At 68.0% G+C, this 15,600-nt stretch carries 13 protein-coding genes; 7 read left to right on the forward strand and 6 right to left on the reverse strand.

Annotated elements, in window-relative coordinates; all coding sequences use genetic code 11:
• Positions 1-101: 101 nt before the first annotated feature.
• Complete coding sequence (locus AC10QF_RS02670) at positions 102-1,160, reverse strand: CDP-glycerol glycerophosphotransferase family protein (protein ID WP_494541815.1); 1,059 nt, start codon at positions 1,158-1,160, stop codon at positions 102-104.
• Here AC10QF_RS02670 and AC10QF_RS02675 point away from each other — a divergent pair.
• Entirely contained in the window at positions 1,159-1,965 is an 807-nt protein-coding gene (locus tag AC10QF_RS02675; RefSeq protein ID WP_065178794.1) for a glycosyltransferase family 2 protein, read from the forward strand. The two genes, AC10QF_RS02670 and AC10QF_RS02675, sit on opposite strands and share 2 nt — an antisense overlap.
• Positions 1,966-1,995: 30 nt before the next feature.
• Here the strand turns inward: AC10QF_RS02675 and AC10QF_RS02680 are convergent, their stop codons facing one another.
• From AC10QF_RS02680 to def, 5 genes are all read right to left on the reverse strand, one after another.
• Positions 1,996-3,252 (reverse strand): O-antigen ligase family protein, encoded by a 1,257-nt coding sequence (locus AC10QF_RS02680; RefSeq protein ID WP_494541705.1) that lies wholly within the window; start codon positions 3,250-3,252, stop codon positions 1,996-1,998.
• Positions 3,253-3,404: 152 nt separating this feature from the next.
• Positions 3,405-5,114, reverse strand: coding sequence for an ArnT family glycosyltransferase (locus AC10QF_RS02685; RefSeq protein ID WP_069139678.1), 1,710 nt, complete (start codon positions 5,112-5,114; stop codon positions 3,405-3,407).
• Positions 5,115-5,136: 22 nt separating this feature from the next.
• Positions 5,137-6,468, reverse strand: coding sequence for a 16S rRNA (cytosine(967)-C(5))-methyltransferase RsmB (rsmB, locus tag AC10QF_RS02690; protein WP_061478129.1), 1,332 nt, complete (start codon positions 6,466-6,468; stop codon positions 5,137-5,139).
• A 3-nt stretch (positions 6,469-6,471) separates the two neighbouring features.
• Positions 6,472-7,395, reverse strand: coding sequence for a methionyl-tRNA formyltransferase (gene fmt, locus AC10QF_RS02695; protein ID WP_494541706.1), 924 nt, complete (start codon positions 7,393-7,395; stop codon positions 6,472-6,474).
• A gap of 120 nt (positions 7,396-7,515) precedes the next feature.
• Positions 7,516-8,028, reverse strand: a complete 513-nt coding sequence (def, locus tag AC10QF_RS02700) for a peptide deformylase (protein ID WP_005419619.1) — start codon at positions 8,026-8,028, stop codon at positions 7,516-7,518.
• Between the two features lie 126 nt (positions 8,029-8,154).
• On the opposite strand from def, the gene AC10QF_RS02705 reads away from it, so the two are divergent.
• From AC10QF_RS02705 to AC10QF_RS02730, 6 genes are all read left to right on the forward strand, one after another.
• Positions 8,155-9,285, forward strand: a complete 1,131-nt coding sequence (locus AC10QF_RS02705) for a LysM peptidoglycan-binding domain-containing protein (RefSeq protein WP_005419620.1) — start codon at positions 8,155-8,157, stop codon at positions 9,283-9,285.
• A 110-nt stretch (positions 9,286-9,395) separates the two neighbouring features.
• Positions 9,396-10,523 carry a DNA-processing protein DprA gene (gene dprA / locus AC10QF_RS02710; protein ID WP_494541707.1) on the forward strand — a complete coding sequence of 376 codons (1,128 nt, stop codon included), beginning with the start codon at positions 9,396-9,398 and terminating at the stop codon, positions 10,521-10,523.
• 43 nt (positions 10,524-10,566) lie between these two features.
• The gene (locus AC10QF_RS02715; RefSeq protein ID WP_005419622.1) at positions 10,567-11,040 is read left to right on the forward strand and encodes a DUF494 family protein; all 474 of its coding nucleotides are present in this window, start codon (positions 10,567-10,569) and stop codon (positions 11,038-11,040) included.
• Positions 11,041-11,079: 39 nt separating this feature from the next.
• Complete coding sequence (locus AC10QF_RS02720; protein WP_069139675.1) at positions 11,080-11,838, forward strand: pilin; 759 nt, start codon at positions 11,080-11,082, stop codon at positions 11,836-11,838.
• A 49-nt stretch (positions 11,839-11,887) separates the two neighbouring features.
• Positions 11,888-12,817 carry an RDD family protein gene (locus AC10QF_RS02725; protein WP_235646956.1) on the forward strand — a complete coding sequence of 310 codons (930 nt, stop codon included), beginning with the start codon at positions 11,888-11,890 and terminating at the stop codon, positions 12,815-12,817.
• Positions 12,818-13,010: 193 nt separating this feature from the next.
• On the forward strand, positions 13,011-15,494 hold the full coding sequence (locus AC10QF_RS02730) for a DNA topoisomerase I (RefSeq protein ID WP_494541708.1): 2,484 nt from the start codon (positions 13,011-13,013) through the stop codon (positions 15,492-15,494).
• The last annotated feature ends 106 nt before the right edge of the window (positions 15,495-15,600 follow it).

A 15,600-nucleotide genomic window follows, 5' to 3' on the forward strand; every position in this document is an offset into this window, starting at 1 on the left:
CGCAACAGGTGATGGATCAACTGGCGGCCGGCACTACCGCGGCCTGGGGTCGCGCATCCACGCATGGCGTGGATCTACTTTAAGCCGAGCCCACGCTCGGCTTACCGCTGCGACGGCCCCCAATACCCCAGGTCCTTGCGGATCTGCAGGTCGCGCACCCAGCTCCCGAACGGCTTGCGCCGCAGCGCGCCCATCTCGCCGGACAGGAAATCCTCGGTGGCCGCGATCACGCGCTCGCTGGACAGGCCATCGCGGTACGGGTGGATGGCATCGGCGTAGCGCACGATCTCCGCCTGCAGCGTGGCGTCGGGATGCAGCGCGCGCTGCAGCATCGCCGGCAGCTGCACCGGGTCGTCGAAGTCGATCATGTGTGGCTTGGGCACCCGGTTGCGGAAGGTCACCACCGGCTTGTGCTGGACGATGAACTCCGAAACGATTGAGGACGTATCGGACACCAGCACATCGGCGGCGCGCTGTGCGGCCATCACCTGCTCCGGCTCGATGAAGCGCGCATTGGCACCGGCCAGCGCGCGGTAGCGTTCGAACAATTCCGGTGGGCACTTCGGGTGCAGGGTCAGCAGCCAGTAGCGCTTGCCCTCTGCGATGTCGGCAGCAATCTGCGCATGCAGGTGCGGGGCTGCGCTCAGGCGTTCGGTGAAGGTCGAACCGAACAGGATCACCGGGCGTCCTCCAGCGGCGGCGCGCAGCGCGGCGCTCTCGCCACCATCGTCGCGGAACAGCGGATCCAGCTTCGGCCAGCCGGTCTCGGCCACCGCGAAGTGGCCCTGCAGGGCCGCGATCTCGCGGAACGGCCCGGTGGTGGCCGGCCCCTGCGTGCAGTACAGGTCGAACATGCCGCGCACCCGGAAGTGGCCGCGCGCACTGTCCCGCTTCTCCACGTTGAAGCCATGGAACAGCTGCACCTTGGTTCCCGAAAGGAAGGTCGGCACCCAGTTGGCGGCGCTGAACACCGCCCGCGGCCGCATTGCCAGCGCCTGCTTGAGGCCGATGTTGGGCACTCCCGGCAGCTGGCTGCCGGCCGCGCCGCCCTCGAACCAGGCTGCCACCTCCTGCCCGGAGGCGTGCAAGGCCTGCGCCAACGGGGCGAGAATAGGCAGCGCATAGCGCTCCGTCGCAAACAACAGGTACCCGGCCATCATGTCCTCCACGACCGCTCCCATCGAACGGCCTCGCATCTCGGCCTGCATTATCGCGTTCAACGAGGCCGGCCGCATCGGCGACTGCCTGGCCTCGCTGGCCTTCTGCGATGAGATCGTCGTCGTGGACTCCTACTCCACCGATGCCACCGTGGCCATCGCCGAGGCCGCAGGCGCCCGCGTGCTGCAGCGCCCGTTCGACGGCTTCCGCAGCCAGAAGGCGTACTGCGTCGAGCAGGCCCGCCACGACTGGGTGCTGTGCCTGGACGCCGATGAGCGGATCAGCCCGGAACTGCGTGCGGCCATCGAACAGGCCCGCGATGGTGGCTTCGCTGGCCATGCCGGCTATCGCTTCGCACGCCTGTCGGAGTACTTCGGCAAGTTCCTGCGCCATGGCAATGCCTACCCGGACCGGGTGATGCGCCTGTTCGACCGCCGCCGTGGCGGCTGGCGCGGCAAGCGCGAGATCCACGAGGCCGCCAGCGTCGATGGCAGTGTCGGTACCCTGCGCGGCGACCTGGTCCACTATCCCTACCGCTCCTTGCAGCAGCAGCTGGCCAAGACCGAGAAGTACGCGCGGATGATGGCCGAGCACGAGTTCGCGCGCGGCAAGCGGGCCACGCTGGGCAAGCTGGTGCTGGCACCGGCCTGGCGGTTCTGGCGCGGCTTCGTGTTCCGTGGCGGCTTCCGCGACGGCTGGCATGGCCTGGTCTACGCCTATGTGCGCGCCAACTACGTGCGCCAGAAGACCATCATGCTGTGGATGCTGGGCAACGGCCAGGCCGTGGCCGACCCGCCGAACCCCTGATCGCCGGGCCCTGCCCGGCGCGCCGATGCGTCACGCCCCGGTGACTGCCCGGTGGCGCGCGCCTTCGACGATCGACAGGCCGGTCAGCAGGCCGACCAGGGTCACATAGAAACTGGCCGTCATCTGGTGCGCGAACATCGACTGGGTCAGGCCGCACAGCGCATAGGTGATCACCAGCATGATGCCGGCTGCGGCCGGCCCCCGGAAGGTCGTCCGTCCGCTGCGGCGATGAAGCCGCACGAACAACCCTAGCGGGATGCCATACACCGCCAGCAACAGCAGCAGGCCCGGTACGCCCTGGGTCGCTGCCCATTCGGCAACATCGTTGTGTGCATGCCCCAGGTGGCAACGCAACTCTTCCGGATTCTCACGGCAGACCGGCACGCGCAGCATCGCGCTGTCGAAATGCCCGATGCCAACGCCCACCAGCGGGTGATCGAGGAAGGTCTCCCAAGCCACCTGCAGGCGTTCCACGCGCGCACCGGCGGAAGAATCACTGTCGCCCAGTTCCATCCGCTGCACGTCACTGTGCAGCTCGCTCAGGCGCACCTGGTGACGCAGCTCCGGCACCGACAGCACCAGGGTCGCGCCGATCGCCAGCATGCCGGCCAGCACCGACAGGCGCGCCGCACCGGTGCGCCAGCGCAGGCTCAGTGCCAGCACCACCAGAAGCGCCAGCAGGGCGGCGAACACGCCGCGGCTGCCGGTCAGCACGATGGTGCCGCAGCCGGCGGCCGTGCCGAGGATCACCAGCGACCAGCGCCGCGACGGGCGACAGAACACCAGCAGCACCATCAACACCATCACGATGTCGGCCAGCACGATGGCGTTGGTGAACAACTCTGCGCGCGGGGCGCCACCCAGCACCTGCCACAGCGACATCGCGAAGGTGGCGAGCAGGCCGGTCAATGATCCGTACCAGAGCCACCGCAGGTTGGGACGCAGCGCGCAGACCCAGAGCGCGATCCACGGGATCACCACGAATCGCGAGCGGTTGTCGACGTCACGCAGGCCCTGCTCGAACAACACCACCGACAGTACGCCGAGCGCCAGCACCGCCAGCATCAGCCAGGCCAGCACTTTCACCGGCTGACCGGCCATGCCGCGCGCGCGCCACAGCAGCTCCGGCGCAAGCAGCGTGCTGAGCAGCAGCAGCAGGCCATACGGCAGCAGGTTGATCGGCACGGTCAGCACCAGTGCCGGCAGGCAGAACAGGCCCAGCTGGGCCAGCGCATGCGCGGCCCCATGGCGCCCACCGGCGGGAACGCCCAGCGGGTCGTCGGCCATGGGGTTCAGGTTGTCCGATGAAGCTGGCACGTCGGGAAGTATCGCTGCAATCTGCGGGAAGAACGGGAAGGACCAACGGAGGCCGTCCCAGCCTGCTGTTTTACTGCCTTTGGGCCCGCTTGGGCAGACTGGACAAGCCGGAATCGTGGTGGCTAGTCATGTTCCTGCAAACGCCGTTCACGTTCGCGCTCCTCTGCAGTGACCACGCAGGGCACCTTCACCGCTGCTGCCGGCACCAGCCACCAGCGCCGCCGGTTGGCCACGCCGGCCAGTTCAGAACGGTTGCGGTCGACGCACGACAGCATCGCGTATTCGTGCACCAGCAACCAGCGGCGTCCGGGCGCCAGCCGCTGCCAGCGCGTGGCCGCAATCAGCTGCTCGTCCCAGTCCGTCTCGAAACCGAAGGTCGCTGCGGGGCGGTCGGCCAACAGCAGATGCTGCTCCTTCCAGGCCACCAGCCCCAATTCGGCATCCGGTCCCAGACGGTCACCAACCGTGCGCATCAGGCCGCGGGCGGAACTGGAATCGTTCAGCAGCGGATAGCCGACCAGGCTGTACAGCACCCAGACCATCGCCAGGGTCGACACCAGCGCCAGATGCCGGCGACGGCCGCAGGCCAGCAGGCTCAATCCGCCCCACACGCCCATCGCCAGGATCGTCCAGGCCAGTGCGTCGACGGCGCCGGGCGCCAGCCCGCGGCTGTGGGTCAGGCGCAGCTCGAAGGCCGGCTCGCCCAGCACCGCCATCGCACCGGCCAGGGCCAGGCCCAGTGACAGCAGGCCGGTGAACACCCCCATCACGGCCTGCACATCGCGCCGCCTCAGCAATCCAGGCAACAGCGGCGCCAGCACCAGGCAGAACATCGGCAGTGCCGGCAGGATGTACACATCGCGCTTGCCGGCGGGAATCGAGAAGAACAGCACCACCATCAGCCACCAGGCCAGCGGCAGCAGGTAGCGCGGGTCGCGGCGGCGCAGCCGGCGGCGCCACGCCGGAATCGCCCAGGGCAGGGCCAGGAACGCCGGGATCCACATCAGCGGCATCGTCGCCAGGAAGTACCAGGCGGGCTGGTGATGGTCCCAGGAATGGGCGTAGCGCCGCGCCGTCTGCTGGAACAGGATGTCGTCCATGTAGGCCCGGTACTCGTCCGAGCCGGTGGCAAAGCCGGCCAGCAGCATCGGCGCCAGCCACAACGACACCGCCAGCAGGAAGGCCAGCGGCGCCAGCCAGAAACGCGCGTCGCGCGCATGCAGTCCCACCCGTGGCCACTGCAACGCCGCGGCGATGGCCGCAGGCACGAGCATCAGCAGCGCCAGCATCCCCACGCCCTTGGTGATCACGCCGATGCCAGCAAAGAACCAGCCCAGCCACCACCAGCGCCAGCTTGGTCCCAGCAAAAGGTGGCGCAGCAGGCCGTAGTTGGCCAGGGTGATGAACAGCAGCAGCAGTGGGTCGATCTGCGCCTTCTTCGCCTGGAAGGTGAACTGCAGCGCGAACAGCAGCGCCCAGCCGGCATACAGCCCCACCCGCCGCGTCCACAGGCGCCGCCCCAGGTCGACCACGCACCACAGCGTGCCCAGGGCCGCCAGCAGCGACGGCAGCAGGAAAGCCACGCGCCACTGCCCGACCAGGCTGTACAGCGTGGCCTGCCACCACATCAGCATCGGCGGCTTGTCCGAGTACAGCTCGGTGCCGCGATGCGGGAACAGCCACTGCCCGCTGTCGAACATCTGCTTGGCCACCAGCGCGAAGCGCGGTTCGTCCGACGGCCACGGATCACGAAGGCCCAACCCGGCCCCCAGCACCAGCAGGGCCATCACCACGAACAACCACGTCTCGCGCGACGCGCGGGATTTCAGCATGGGACTCGGAACGTCAGCGGGGTCAGGCTGTTTTTAGCAGACGCGCGTAAAAGAAACCGTCAGCATCGTTGTCACCCGGCAGGCGCTGGCGCGCAATCCCCTCGCAATCGAGGCCGAATGTGTCATCCAGAGGCTGTGCCGCTGCGTCCGGATGCCACTTCAGGAAGGCTCGCACCTGGTCGACGTTCTCGGCGCGCAGGATCGAACAGGTGGCGTACAGCAGCACGCCTCCCGGGCGCAGCATCGACCAGCAGGCCTCCAGCAGGCGGGCCTGCACGCCGACCAGCGCATCGATGTCCTCGGCGCGGCGGTGGAACATCACGTCCGGCTGGCGGCGGATCACGCCGGTGGCCGAGCACGGGGCATCCAGCAGGATGGCGTCGAACGGTGTGCCGTCCCACCAGGCCCCGGGATCGCTGGCATCGGCCACCCGGGTCTGCGCGCCCTCGCCCACACCGGTGCGGGTGTAGGTATCGCGGGCGCGCGCGAGGCGACGCGCATCGATATCGAGCGCCAGCAGGCGCAGACTGGGGTCACGTTCCAGCAGGTGCGCCGACTTGCCACCGGGTGCCGCACAGGCGTCCAGCACGCGGGCGCCGGTCGCGGGCGCCAGCGCGTCGGCTGCGCATTGCGCCGACAGGTCCTGTACCGACAGTGCACCGTCGGCAAAACCCGGCAGCTGGTTCACCGCAACGGGGGCCGCCAGGCGCAGTGCATCGGCGCAGAGCGCGCTGGGTTCGGCGGCAATGCCCGCCTCGGCCAGTGCCGCCAGTGCCTTGTCACGGCCGCCGTGCTGGCGGTTGGCACGCAGCCACAACGGTGCCGGTTGCAGGCTGGCGCTGAAGATCGCCTCGGCCTGTGCCGGCCAATCGCGTTCCACCGCATCGGCCAGCCATTCCGGGAAGGCATCGCGCGCCGGCTGCTCCGGGAAACCTTCGCGCTGCGCGCGGCGCAGGATCGCATTGACCAGGCCGGCCTGGCGCTCACGGCCCAGCGCACGCGCGGCATCGACCGTGGCCGACAGCGCCGCATGCGCCGGCAGTTCCAGAACGTCCAGCTGGGCGAAGCCCACCATCAACAGGGTGCGCAGATCGGCGTCGCGCGCCGACAGCGGCTTCTGCATCCACGACTGCAAGGCAGCGTCATAGGTACTGCGGCGACGCAGCACCGCAAAGCACAGCGCTTCCAGCAAGGCACGATCGCGGCTGTCGGCCAGCTTCGGCAGCGCCCAGGCCAGTTCGGCCTTCAATGAACGGCCACGGGTGAACACCTGTGCCAGCACACGTGCGGCCAGCATGCGGGTGGCCGCGCCCGGCGCCGCCTTGGCCACGGAGAAATCGTTCTGCTTCGACACCGCTTATGCTCCCACGCGCAGATCACGGCGGGCGTTGAGGTAGTCGGCGGCGGTGATCGCCTTGCCGCCTTCGCGCTGCAGCGTACGCAAGCGCAGTGCGCCCTGGCCGCAGGCGATGTCGATGCCATCGCGGCTGGCCGCCAGCACCGTGCCCGGCGCTTGGCCGTGGGCCTCCTCCAGCGCCACCGCGCCATGGATGCGCACGCGTTCGCCAGCCAGCGTCGCTTCGGCGATCGGCCACGGATTGAAGGCACGCACGGTACGCGCCAGCACATCGGCGCCCTGCGCCCAGTCCAGACGGGCTTCGGCCTTGTCCAGCTTGTGCGCATAGGTCACGCCCTGCTCCGGCTGCGGCCGCGCGATCGGCTTGATGCCGGCCCGCAGCAGGCCCAGGCCGTCGGACAGGACCTGTGCACCCAGCTCGGCCAGCTTGTCATGCAGCTGGCCACCGGTATCGGTGGCAGCGATCGGCAGTTCCTGGTGCAGCAGCACCGGGCCGGTATCCAGGCCCGCTTCCATCTGCATCAGGCACACACCGGTCTTTGCGTCACCGGCCTGGATCGCGCGCTGGATCGGCGCCGCCCCGCGCCAGCGTGGCAGCAGCGAGGCATGCACGTTCCAGCAGCCGTGGGTCGGGATCGCCAGTACCGCCTTGGGCAGGATCAGGCCGTAGGCCACCACCACCATCAGGTCCGGCTGCAGGTCGTGCAGCTGCTGCTGTGCAGCCTCGTCCTTCAGTGATTCGGGCTGGTAGACCGGAATGCCACGGGCCACGGCCTCGAGCTTGACCGGCGACGGTGCCAGGCCACGGCCACGGCCGGCCGGCCGGTCAGGCTGGGTATAGACGGCCACGACCTCGTGGTGGCGCGCCGCGGCGCGCAGCGACGACACCGCGAATTCCGGCGTACCGGCAAAGACAATCCTCATGGCTACCCCACTTGCAGGATGGATTCGTGCAGGAAAGAAAACGGCGCCGTCGGCCGGCGCCGTGCAGCCCGCGCGCGTCGCGCAGGCACGGGCCACCCGAAGGGCGGCCCGGATGGGCGATCACGCCACGTGCTTGCGCTGCTTGGCCAGCTTCTTGCGGACCATCTCGCGCTTGAGCGGCGACAGGTAGTCGATGAACAGCTTGCCGTCCAGGTGGTCCATCTCGTGCTGGATGCAGGTGGCCAGTACTTCACCCGCCTCCAGCTGCTGTTCCTGGCCGTTGCGGTCCAGGTACTTCACGGTGATGGTGTCGGCGCGGGTGACGTCGGCGAAGATGCCCGGGACCGACAGGCAGCCCTCCTGGTACACCCGGCCCCCGTCCCTGGCGACGATTTCCGGGTTGATGAACACATGCGGTTCATTCTTTTCTTCGCTGACATCGATGACCATGAAGCGCTTGTGCACGTCCACCTGGGTGGCCGCCAGGCCGATGCCCGGGGCGTCGTACATGGTCTGGAACATGTTGTCGATCAGTTCCTGGAAGGCCGGCGTGGTGACTTCGGCGGCGTCGATCAACGCAGCCTTGGTACGCAGGCGCGGATCGGGGAACTCGAGAATGGGGAGAAGGGCCATGGCTGTTTCCGGATAGGGGGCCGGCACGCCGGCATACGTCGCAGATTCTAGCTCCAACGCTTGCCTTGCGCCCCGGTTTCTGGACTATAGTGCGCGGACCTGTTGGGGAATCAGGGCTTCACACCTATGTTGCTTCGTTTTCGTACGGTCGTCGCCGCGGCGATGCTGACCGTGGCTGCCTATGCTACCGCCGTGGAAGTGAATGGCGGGCACCCGGACACCTATGTGGTCCGAAAAGGGGATACGTTGTGGGATATCGCCGCACGTTTCCTGCAGAAGCCTTGGCTGTGGCCGGAGATCTGGCAAGCCAATCCGCAGATCGCCAACCCGCACCTGATCTATCCAGGTGACGTGCTGAGCCTGGCCTACCTGGACCGGGTGACCGTGTCCCAGGCCGGCCCGCGCCAGGAGGCCCCGATCGACGCCATTCCGCTGGCCCAGGTCGAGCCGTTCCTGAAGCAGCTGAGCGTTGTCGACAGCATCAAGCAGCTGCCCTACGTGGTCGGCCTGGAGGACAGCCGCCTGCGCGTGTCCGGCGGTGACACCGTCTACGTGCGCCTGGCCGATGCCCAGGTGGGCCAGCGCTGGGCCGTGGTACGCCCGACCGTACGGTACGCCCAGCCCAAGCCGACCGAAGACCTGACCGCCAATGGCGACGTGACCCCGGGCAGCGGCAACCTGTGGAAGGCCTACAACGCGCCCAACGCCCGCCGTGGCGTGCTCGGCTACGAGCTGGCCCAGGTCGCTACCGGCACCATCACCCAGATTGCCGGCGGCAAGGTCGAGGCCTCCACGCTGGTGCTGGACAAGAACGACGGCGGCCGCGAAGTGCGCGCCGGTGACCGCCTGGTGCCCGTCGAAGCCAAGCCGTACGACCTGCAGTTCATCCCTCATGTACCCGCTGCCGGTGTCGAGGGTGTGGACGTGCGCGTGCTGGCCGTCACCGACATGTTCAATGCCGGTGGCCCGCGCGACGTGATCGCGATCTCGGCCGGCCGTGCCCAGGGCGTGGACAACGGCACCGTGTTCTCGCTGTGGCGCCCGGGCCGCCATGTGGCGCACCGCATGAAGTACCCGAACTCCTCGCGCATGGACGACTCGCTCAGCACCGGCGCGGGCCGGGTCTCGCTGCCGGATGAGTATGCCGCACACGCGATGGTGTTCCGTACCTTCGACAACGTCAGCTACGCGCTGGTGATGCAGGGCGTGAAGCCGGTGCAGGTCGGTTACAACGCGCTGCACCCGGACGCGAAGTAACCGTTGCCGGGCGTGCCGGCCGCTGCCCGGCAGGCGTCTGCGGGAAAACCTGACGATCACGTGCGAAGGCGCCCTAGGGCGCCTTTGTTGTGTGCGGCCGATAGTGGGGGATGACCACGCATGCATATGAGGCGCTGCTGCGCCTGTTGATGGCGGGAGGCGCACTGGCGCCACGACGGGCCCTGCTGCAGGCCGCGGGCGGTGCGCAAGCCGCCATCGCGCAAGGCCCGGCGAACTGGCGCGCGCACGGCTGCACGCCGGAGCAATGCGCCGCGCTGGAACGTCCCGACGCCCGGGCGCGTGCAGCCGCCCTGCGCTGGCTGGAACAGGACAACCATCACCTGCTGCCCTGCACCGATCCGGCCTTTCCACCCTCGTTGCTGGAGGTGCCCAACCCACCACTGGCGCTGTTCGTCGCCGGTGACCCCAGCCTGGCCTGGCGCCCGTCGGTGGCGCTGGTCGGCAGCCGTTCCCCCACCCCGGGCGGGCGCGCACTGGCCGCGCGTTTTGCCGGCTGCTTCGTCGAGGCGGGCCTGGCGGTGACCAGCGGCCTGGCCGCAGGCATCGATGCGGCTGCGCACCAGGCCACGCTCGAGGCCGGTGGCTGCACCGTGGCGGTGATCGGCACGGGCCCTGACCGCGCCTATCCGGACAGCCACGCCCAGCTGCAGGCGCGCATCGCCGCCGAGGGCGTGGTGCTCAGCGAGTACCTGCCGGGTACGGCGGCCCGCCCAGGTCACTTCCCCGCGCGCAACCGGCTGGTGGCCGGGCTGGCGCTGGCCACCGTGGTGGTCGAGGCCGCGCAGCGTTCGGGCGCGCTGATCACCGCGCGCCTGGCCGCCGAGGCAGGCCGCGAGGTCTGTGCCCTGCCCGGGTCGGTGCTCAACCCGCGCGCGGCTGGTTGCCACCGCCTGATCCGCGAGGGCGCGGCGCTGGTCGAGCGCCCCGAGGAGGTTCTGGAACTGCTCGCCCCTGCCCTTCGACTGCAGCTGCCGGGCTTGCAATCGCGGCTGTCCACCCCCACTGAACAGGCACTGCCGGCCCTCCTGCCGGCGCACTGGGCCGACGACCCTGACTACCAGTGCTTGTGGCGAGCCCTGGACCACAACCCAAGCGGTATGGATTCACTGATCACGCGCTGTGGATTGACGGCGCCCCAGGTGTCCTCCATGCTGCTGGCCATGGAACTGGCGGGAATCGTGGTGTGCGTACACGGCCGCTACTGTCGAACTCCCTAGTTTCTTCACCTCCACAGCGTCGCGCGACGCAGGCCGAGGGGCAATGAAAGAGAGCATCCTGGATGTACTGCTGTACCTGTTTGAACACTATTTCAGCGAAGATGCGGACCTGATCCGTGACCGCGATTCGCTGCAGAACGGCCTGATCCAGGCCGGTTTCAGCCCCACCGAGATCAACAAGGCGTTCGACTGGCTCGATGCCCTGGCCGCGCAGCGGCCGAGCGTGGCCCAGGCGCGGGTCGATGGCCCCGTGCGCATCTACCATGGCCCCGAGCTGGACAAGCTGGATGTGGAATGCCGCGGCTTCCTGCTGTACCTGGAACAGCACGGCATCCTCGACGCCGACCAGCGCGAGCTGGTGCTGGACCGGGCGATGGCCCTGGACCAGGACGAACTGGACCTGGACGACCTGAAATGGGTCGTGCTGATGGTGCTGTTCAACCAGCCCGGCTCCGAAGCGGCCTATGCCTGGATGGAGACGCAGATGTTCATGGACGAGCCAGAACCCCTTCACTGACCGTACACTTGGGGGCATAGCGCATTCAGGAGCGTCCCCGTGAGCGAGTGGTTCCATGCAGAAGGCAACCGGCAGCAAGGCCCGCTGCCGGCGGAACAGTTGGTCGAGTTGTTCCGAAACAACCAGATCACCCTGGACACCCTGGTCTGGCGCGACGGCCTGCCGCAATGGCAGCCGTTGCGCACCGTTGTCGACGAGCTGGGCCTGATCGTGCCGGCGCTGGACGTTGCTGCGCCGGCCCAGCAACCCGAGCCGGAACCGGAACCGGTCCCCCCCCCTCCGCCGCAGCCGCCTGTGCTGCCGCCGTCCACGCCCTATGCCACCCAAGCAGCGGCCGGGGTCCTGCCGCCGCCGAAGAAGAAGCTCTCCGGTTGCGCCCTGACCGCGATCATCGGCGGCGGCCTGCTGCTGGTACTGGTACCGATCCTGGCCATCCTCGCGGCGATCGCGCTGCCCGCATACAACGACTACACCGTGCGTGCCAGGATCGCGACCGCGGTCAATGCCCTGCAGCCGCTGAAACAGCAGGTGCAGCACTTCGCCGACGATGAAGGCCGCTGCCCCGGCGCCAACGATGCCGGTTTCCCGGCCCCGGGTGACTTCACCCAGGCCGGCCTGTCGGCGGTGAACATCGGCCGCTTCAACAACGGCCACTGTGGCATCGAAGCAACACTGGCCGTGCCCGGCAAGAGCCTCGATGGCGACCTGCTGTGGCTGGAATATGATCGCGACAGCGGCCGCTGGGAATGCAGCGGTGAAAGCGACGACAAGTACCTGCCGACGTCATGCCGCGGCTGAGCCACGCGCACGGCAGCACCTCCAAGGACGATCCAACAGGGAACATGCAATGACTGAGTGGTACTACGCCGTAGGACAGCAACGCCAGGGCCCGCTGTCGGTCCAGGAGATCCGCCAGCGCTTCCAGCGCGGCGAACTGAACCTGGACACCCTGGTCTGGCGCGAAGGCATGGCCCAGTGGGCTGCACTGCGCCAGGTGGTCGATGAACTGGGCCTGCAGACGCTGGCCGACGCCAGCACCGCCACTGCCAGTGGCGGCTTCGACCTGCGCAGCGACTACGCCGCCATCGACAACGGCACTGCGCCGCTGCCTGGCACGGGCGCGCTCAGCAGCTCGCCCTACAACGCCCCGGCCGCCACCGCTGCCGGTGGCGCGCGGCCGGTGATCGGCGGCGAGGTGGTCTACGCCGGCTTCTGGAAGCGCGTCGCGGCCTACATGATCGACTACTTCGTGCTGGCCGTACCGGGCGGCATCATCGGTGCCATCATCGGCGTGGTGCTTGGCGCCAGCATGGGCGCGGTGGGCAGTGGCGAAACCTCCATCGAAATCGTCGCGCAGCTGGCCAGCGCGCTGATCAACATGGCCATCGGCGTGGCCTACTACACCTGGTTCCATTCCTCGCAGGGCGGCGCCACGCTGGGCAAGATGGCGGTCGGCATCAAGGTCGTGCGCAGCAACGGTGACCGCCTGACCCGGGGCCGCGCCTTCGGTCGCTACTGGGCCATGCTGCTGAGCAGCTTCACCCTGGGCATCGGCTTCCTGATGGCCGCCTTCACCGAGCGCAAGCAGGGCCTGCACGACATGATCTGCGACACCCTGGTGGTCGACCGCTGGGCCTATACCGACCAGCCGCAGCTGCAGCGCCATGAGCTGGGTACGGTCACCATCGTGATCCTGGTACTGACCGGCCTGCTGACGGTGGCGGGCCTGGTGCTGCTGGTGGCTGCGGTCGGCTTCATCGCCAAGATGGCCTCATGAACGGCCATCCTCACGTCTGGCTGCTTGACAGGGGCTGGCCGGGCGTGATTCCTCTAATAAGGTGAAACCTGAACGCCCGGCACACTACCGGGCGTTCAGCGTATTGATTTGTCCGTGGCCGCTTCACTAATGCGGCCGTTTGCTCCACCCTAGCGGCCCCTTCCCTGCGGCTCGCCCCACAGACACTGCTGCCATGCCCAAGCACCTGCTCATCGTCGAATCGCCGGCCAAGGCCAAGACGATCAACAAATACCTCGGCAAGGACTACACCGTCCTGGCCTCGTATGGGCATGTGCGTGACCTGATTCCGAAGGAAGGCGCGGTCGACCCGGACAACGGGTTCGCCATGCACTACGACGTGATCGACAAGAACGAAAAGCATGTCGATGCGATCGCCAAGGCCGCCAAGGGCGCCGACGACATCCTGCTGGCAACCGACCCGGATCGCGAGGGTGAAGCGATCAGCTGGCATATCGCCGAGATCCTGAAGGAACGCGGGCTGGTCAAGGACAAGCCGATGCAGCGCGTGGTGTTCACCGAGATCACCCCGCGCGCCATCAAGGAAGCGATCAGCCAGCCGCGTGCGATCGCCAGCGACCTCGTCGACGCCCAGCAGGCCCGCCGCGCGCTGGACTACCTGGTCGGCTTCAACCTGTCGCCGGTGCTGTGGCGCAAGGTGCAGCGCGGCCTGTCTGCCGGCCGCGTGCAGAGCCCGGCGCTGCGCATGATCGTCGAGCGCGAGGAAGAGATCGAAGCCTTCATCGCCCGCGAGTACTGGTCGATCGCTGCCGAGTGCGCGCACCCGTCCCAGCACTTCAATGCCAAGCTGGTCAAACTGGACGGGCAGAAGTTCGAGCAGTTCACCGTCACCGATGGCGACACCGCTGAAGCGGCGCGCATGCGCATCCAGCAGGCCGCGCAGGGCTCGCTGCACGTCACCGACGTCGCCAGCAAGGAGCGCAAGCGCCGCCCGGCGCCGCCGTTCACCACCTCCACCCTGCAGCAGGAAGCCTCGCGCAAGCTCGGCTTCACCACCCGCAAGACCATGCAGGTGGCGCAGAAGCTGTATGAAGGCGTGGCCATCGGCGAGGAAGGCACCGTCGGCCTGATTTCGTACATGCGTACCGACTCGGTGAACCTGTCGCAGGACGCGCTGGCGGAAATCCGCGACGTGATCGCCCGCGACTACGGCATCGCCTCGCTGCCGGACCAGCCCAACACCTACCAGACCAAGTCGAAGAACGCCCAGGAAGCGCACGAAGCGGTGCGCCCGACCTCGGCCCTGCGCACGCCATCGCAGGTCGCCCGCTTCCTGACCGACGACGAGCGGCGCCTGTACGAGCTGATCTGGAAGCGTGCGGTGGCCTGCCAGATGATCCCGGCCACGCTCAACACGGTCAGCGTCGACCTGTCGGCCGGCAGCGAACACGTGTTCCGCGCCAGCGGCACCACCGTGGTGGTGCCCGGCTTCCTGGCCGTGTACGAGGAAGGCAAGGACAACAAGAGCGCCGAGGACGAGGATGAGGGCCGCAAGCTGCCCGCGATGAAGCCGGGCGACCGCATCCCGCTGGAACGCATCCTGGCCGAACAGCATTTCACCCAGCCACCGCCGCGCTACACCGAAGCGGCGCTGGTGAAGGCGCTGGAAGAGTACGGCATCGGCCGTCCCTCGACCTACGCCTCGATCATCCAGACCCTGCTGTTCCGCAAGTATGTGGAAATGGAAGGCCGCAGCTTCCGCCCGTCCGACGTGGGCCGCGCGGTGTCCAAGTTCCTGTCCAGCCACTTCACCCAGTACGTGGATTACGACTTCACTGCCAGGCTTGAGGACGAGCTCGATGCCGTCTCGCGCGGTGAGGAAGAATGGATCCCGCTGATGGCCCGTTTCTGGGAGCCGTTCAAGGAACTGGTCGAAGACAAGAAGGAATCGGTCGACCGCGCCGAGGCCAGTGGTGCGCGCGAGCTCGGCACCGACCCCAAGACCGGCAAGCCGGTCAGCGTGCGGCTGGGTCGCTTCGGGCCGTATGCCGCCATCGGCAGCACCGCCGAGGACGCCGAGGAAAAGCCGAAGTTCGCCTCATTGCGCCCCGGCCAGTCGATGCACACCATCTCGTTGGAAGACGCGCTGGAACTGTTCCTGATGCCGCGCGCACTGGGCGAGGACAATGGTGAGCCGGTCAGCGTCGGCATCGGCCGCTTCGGCCCGTTCGCCAAGCGCGGCAGCACCTACGCCTCGCTGAAGAAGGAAGACGACCCGTACACCATCGACCTGGCCCGCGCCGTATTCCTGATCGAAGAGAAGGAAGAGATCGCGCGCAACCGGATCATCAAGGAGTTCGAGGGCAGCGACATCCAGGTGCTGAACGGCCGCTTCGGCCCGTACATCAGCGATGGCAGGATGAACGGCAAGATCCCCAAGGATCGCGAGCCGTCATCGCTGACCCTGGCTGAAGTGCAGCAGCTGATGGAAGAAACCGGCAAGCCGGTGCGCAAGGGCTTCGGCGCCAAGAAGGCCGCTGCGAAGAAGGCACCGGCCAAGAAGGCTGCGGTGAAGAAGGAAGCAGCGCCGAAGAAGGCCGCGGCCAAGAAAGCGCCGGCCAAGAAGGCTGTGAAGAAAGCTGCCGCAAAGAAGGCACCGGCGAAGAAGGCCGTCAAGAAGACCGCTGCAAAGAAGTAGATCCACGCCATGCGCGGATGAGGGGTAGTGCCGGCCGCTGGCCGGCAACACCTGGAAGCCTCGGATGCCGGCCAGCGGCCGGCAATACCGAGCGGGCGCGTTCCAC

This window comes from Stenotrophomonas maltophilia complex sp. Om-AH-Sm3 (assembly GCF_059337855.1).

What these genes read in the sequence shown, in the direction of transcription:
- AC10QF_RS02675 (WP_065178794.1), top strand. Translation starts at nt 1,159, where the DNA reads ATGTCCTCCACGACCGCTCCCATCGAACGGCCTCGCATCTCGGCCTGC.
- AC10QF_RS02670 (WP_494541815.1), bottom strand. Translation starts at nt 1,160, where the DNA reads ATGATGGCCGGGTACCTGTTGTTTGCGACGGAGCGCTATGCGCTGCCT.
- AC10QF_RS02680 (WP_494541705.1), bottom strand. Translation starts at nt 3,252, where the DNA reads ATGGCCGACGACCCGCTGGGCGTTCCCGCCGGTGGGCGCCATGGGGCC.
- AC10QF_RS02685 (WP_069139678.1), bottom strand. Translation starts at nt 5,114, where the DNA reads ATGCTGAAATCCCGCGCGTCGCGCGAGACGTGGTTGTTCGTGGTGATG.
- fmt (WP_494541706.1), bottom strand. Translation starts at nt 7,395, where the DNA reads ATGAGGATTGTCTTTGCCGGTACGCCGGAATTCGCGGTGTCGTCGCTG.
- def (WP_005419619.1), bottom strand. Translation starts at nt 8,028, where the DNA reads ATGGCCCTTCTCCCCATTCTCGAGTTCCCCGATCCGCGCCTGCGTACC.
- AC10QF_RS02705 (WP_005419620.1), top strand. Translation starts at nt 8,155, where the DNA reads ATGTTGCTTCGTTTTCGTACGGTCGTCGCCGCGGCGATGCTGACCGTG.
- dprA (WP_494541707.1), top strand. Translation starts at nt 9,396, where the DNA reads ATGACCACGCATGCATATGAGGCGCTGCTGCGCCTGTTGATGGCGGGA.
- AC10QF_RS02715 (WP_005419622.1), top strand. Translation starts at nt 10,567, where the DNA reads ATGAAAGAGAGCATCCTGGATGTACTGCTGTACCTGTTTGAACACTAT.
- AC10QF_RS02725 (WP_235646956.1), top strand. Translation starts at nt 11,888, where the DNA reads ATGACTGAGTGGTACTACGCCGTAGGACAGCAACGCCAGGGCCCGCTG.
- AC10QF_RS02730 (WP_494541708.1), top strand. Translation starts at nt 13,011, where the DNA reads ATGCCCAAGCACCTGCTCATCGTCGAATCGCCGGCCAAGGCCAAGACG.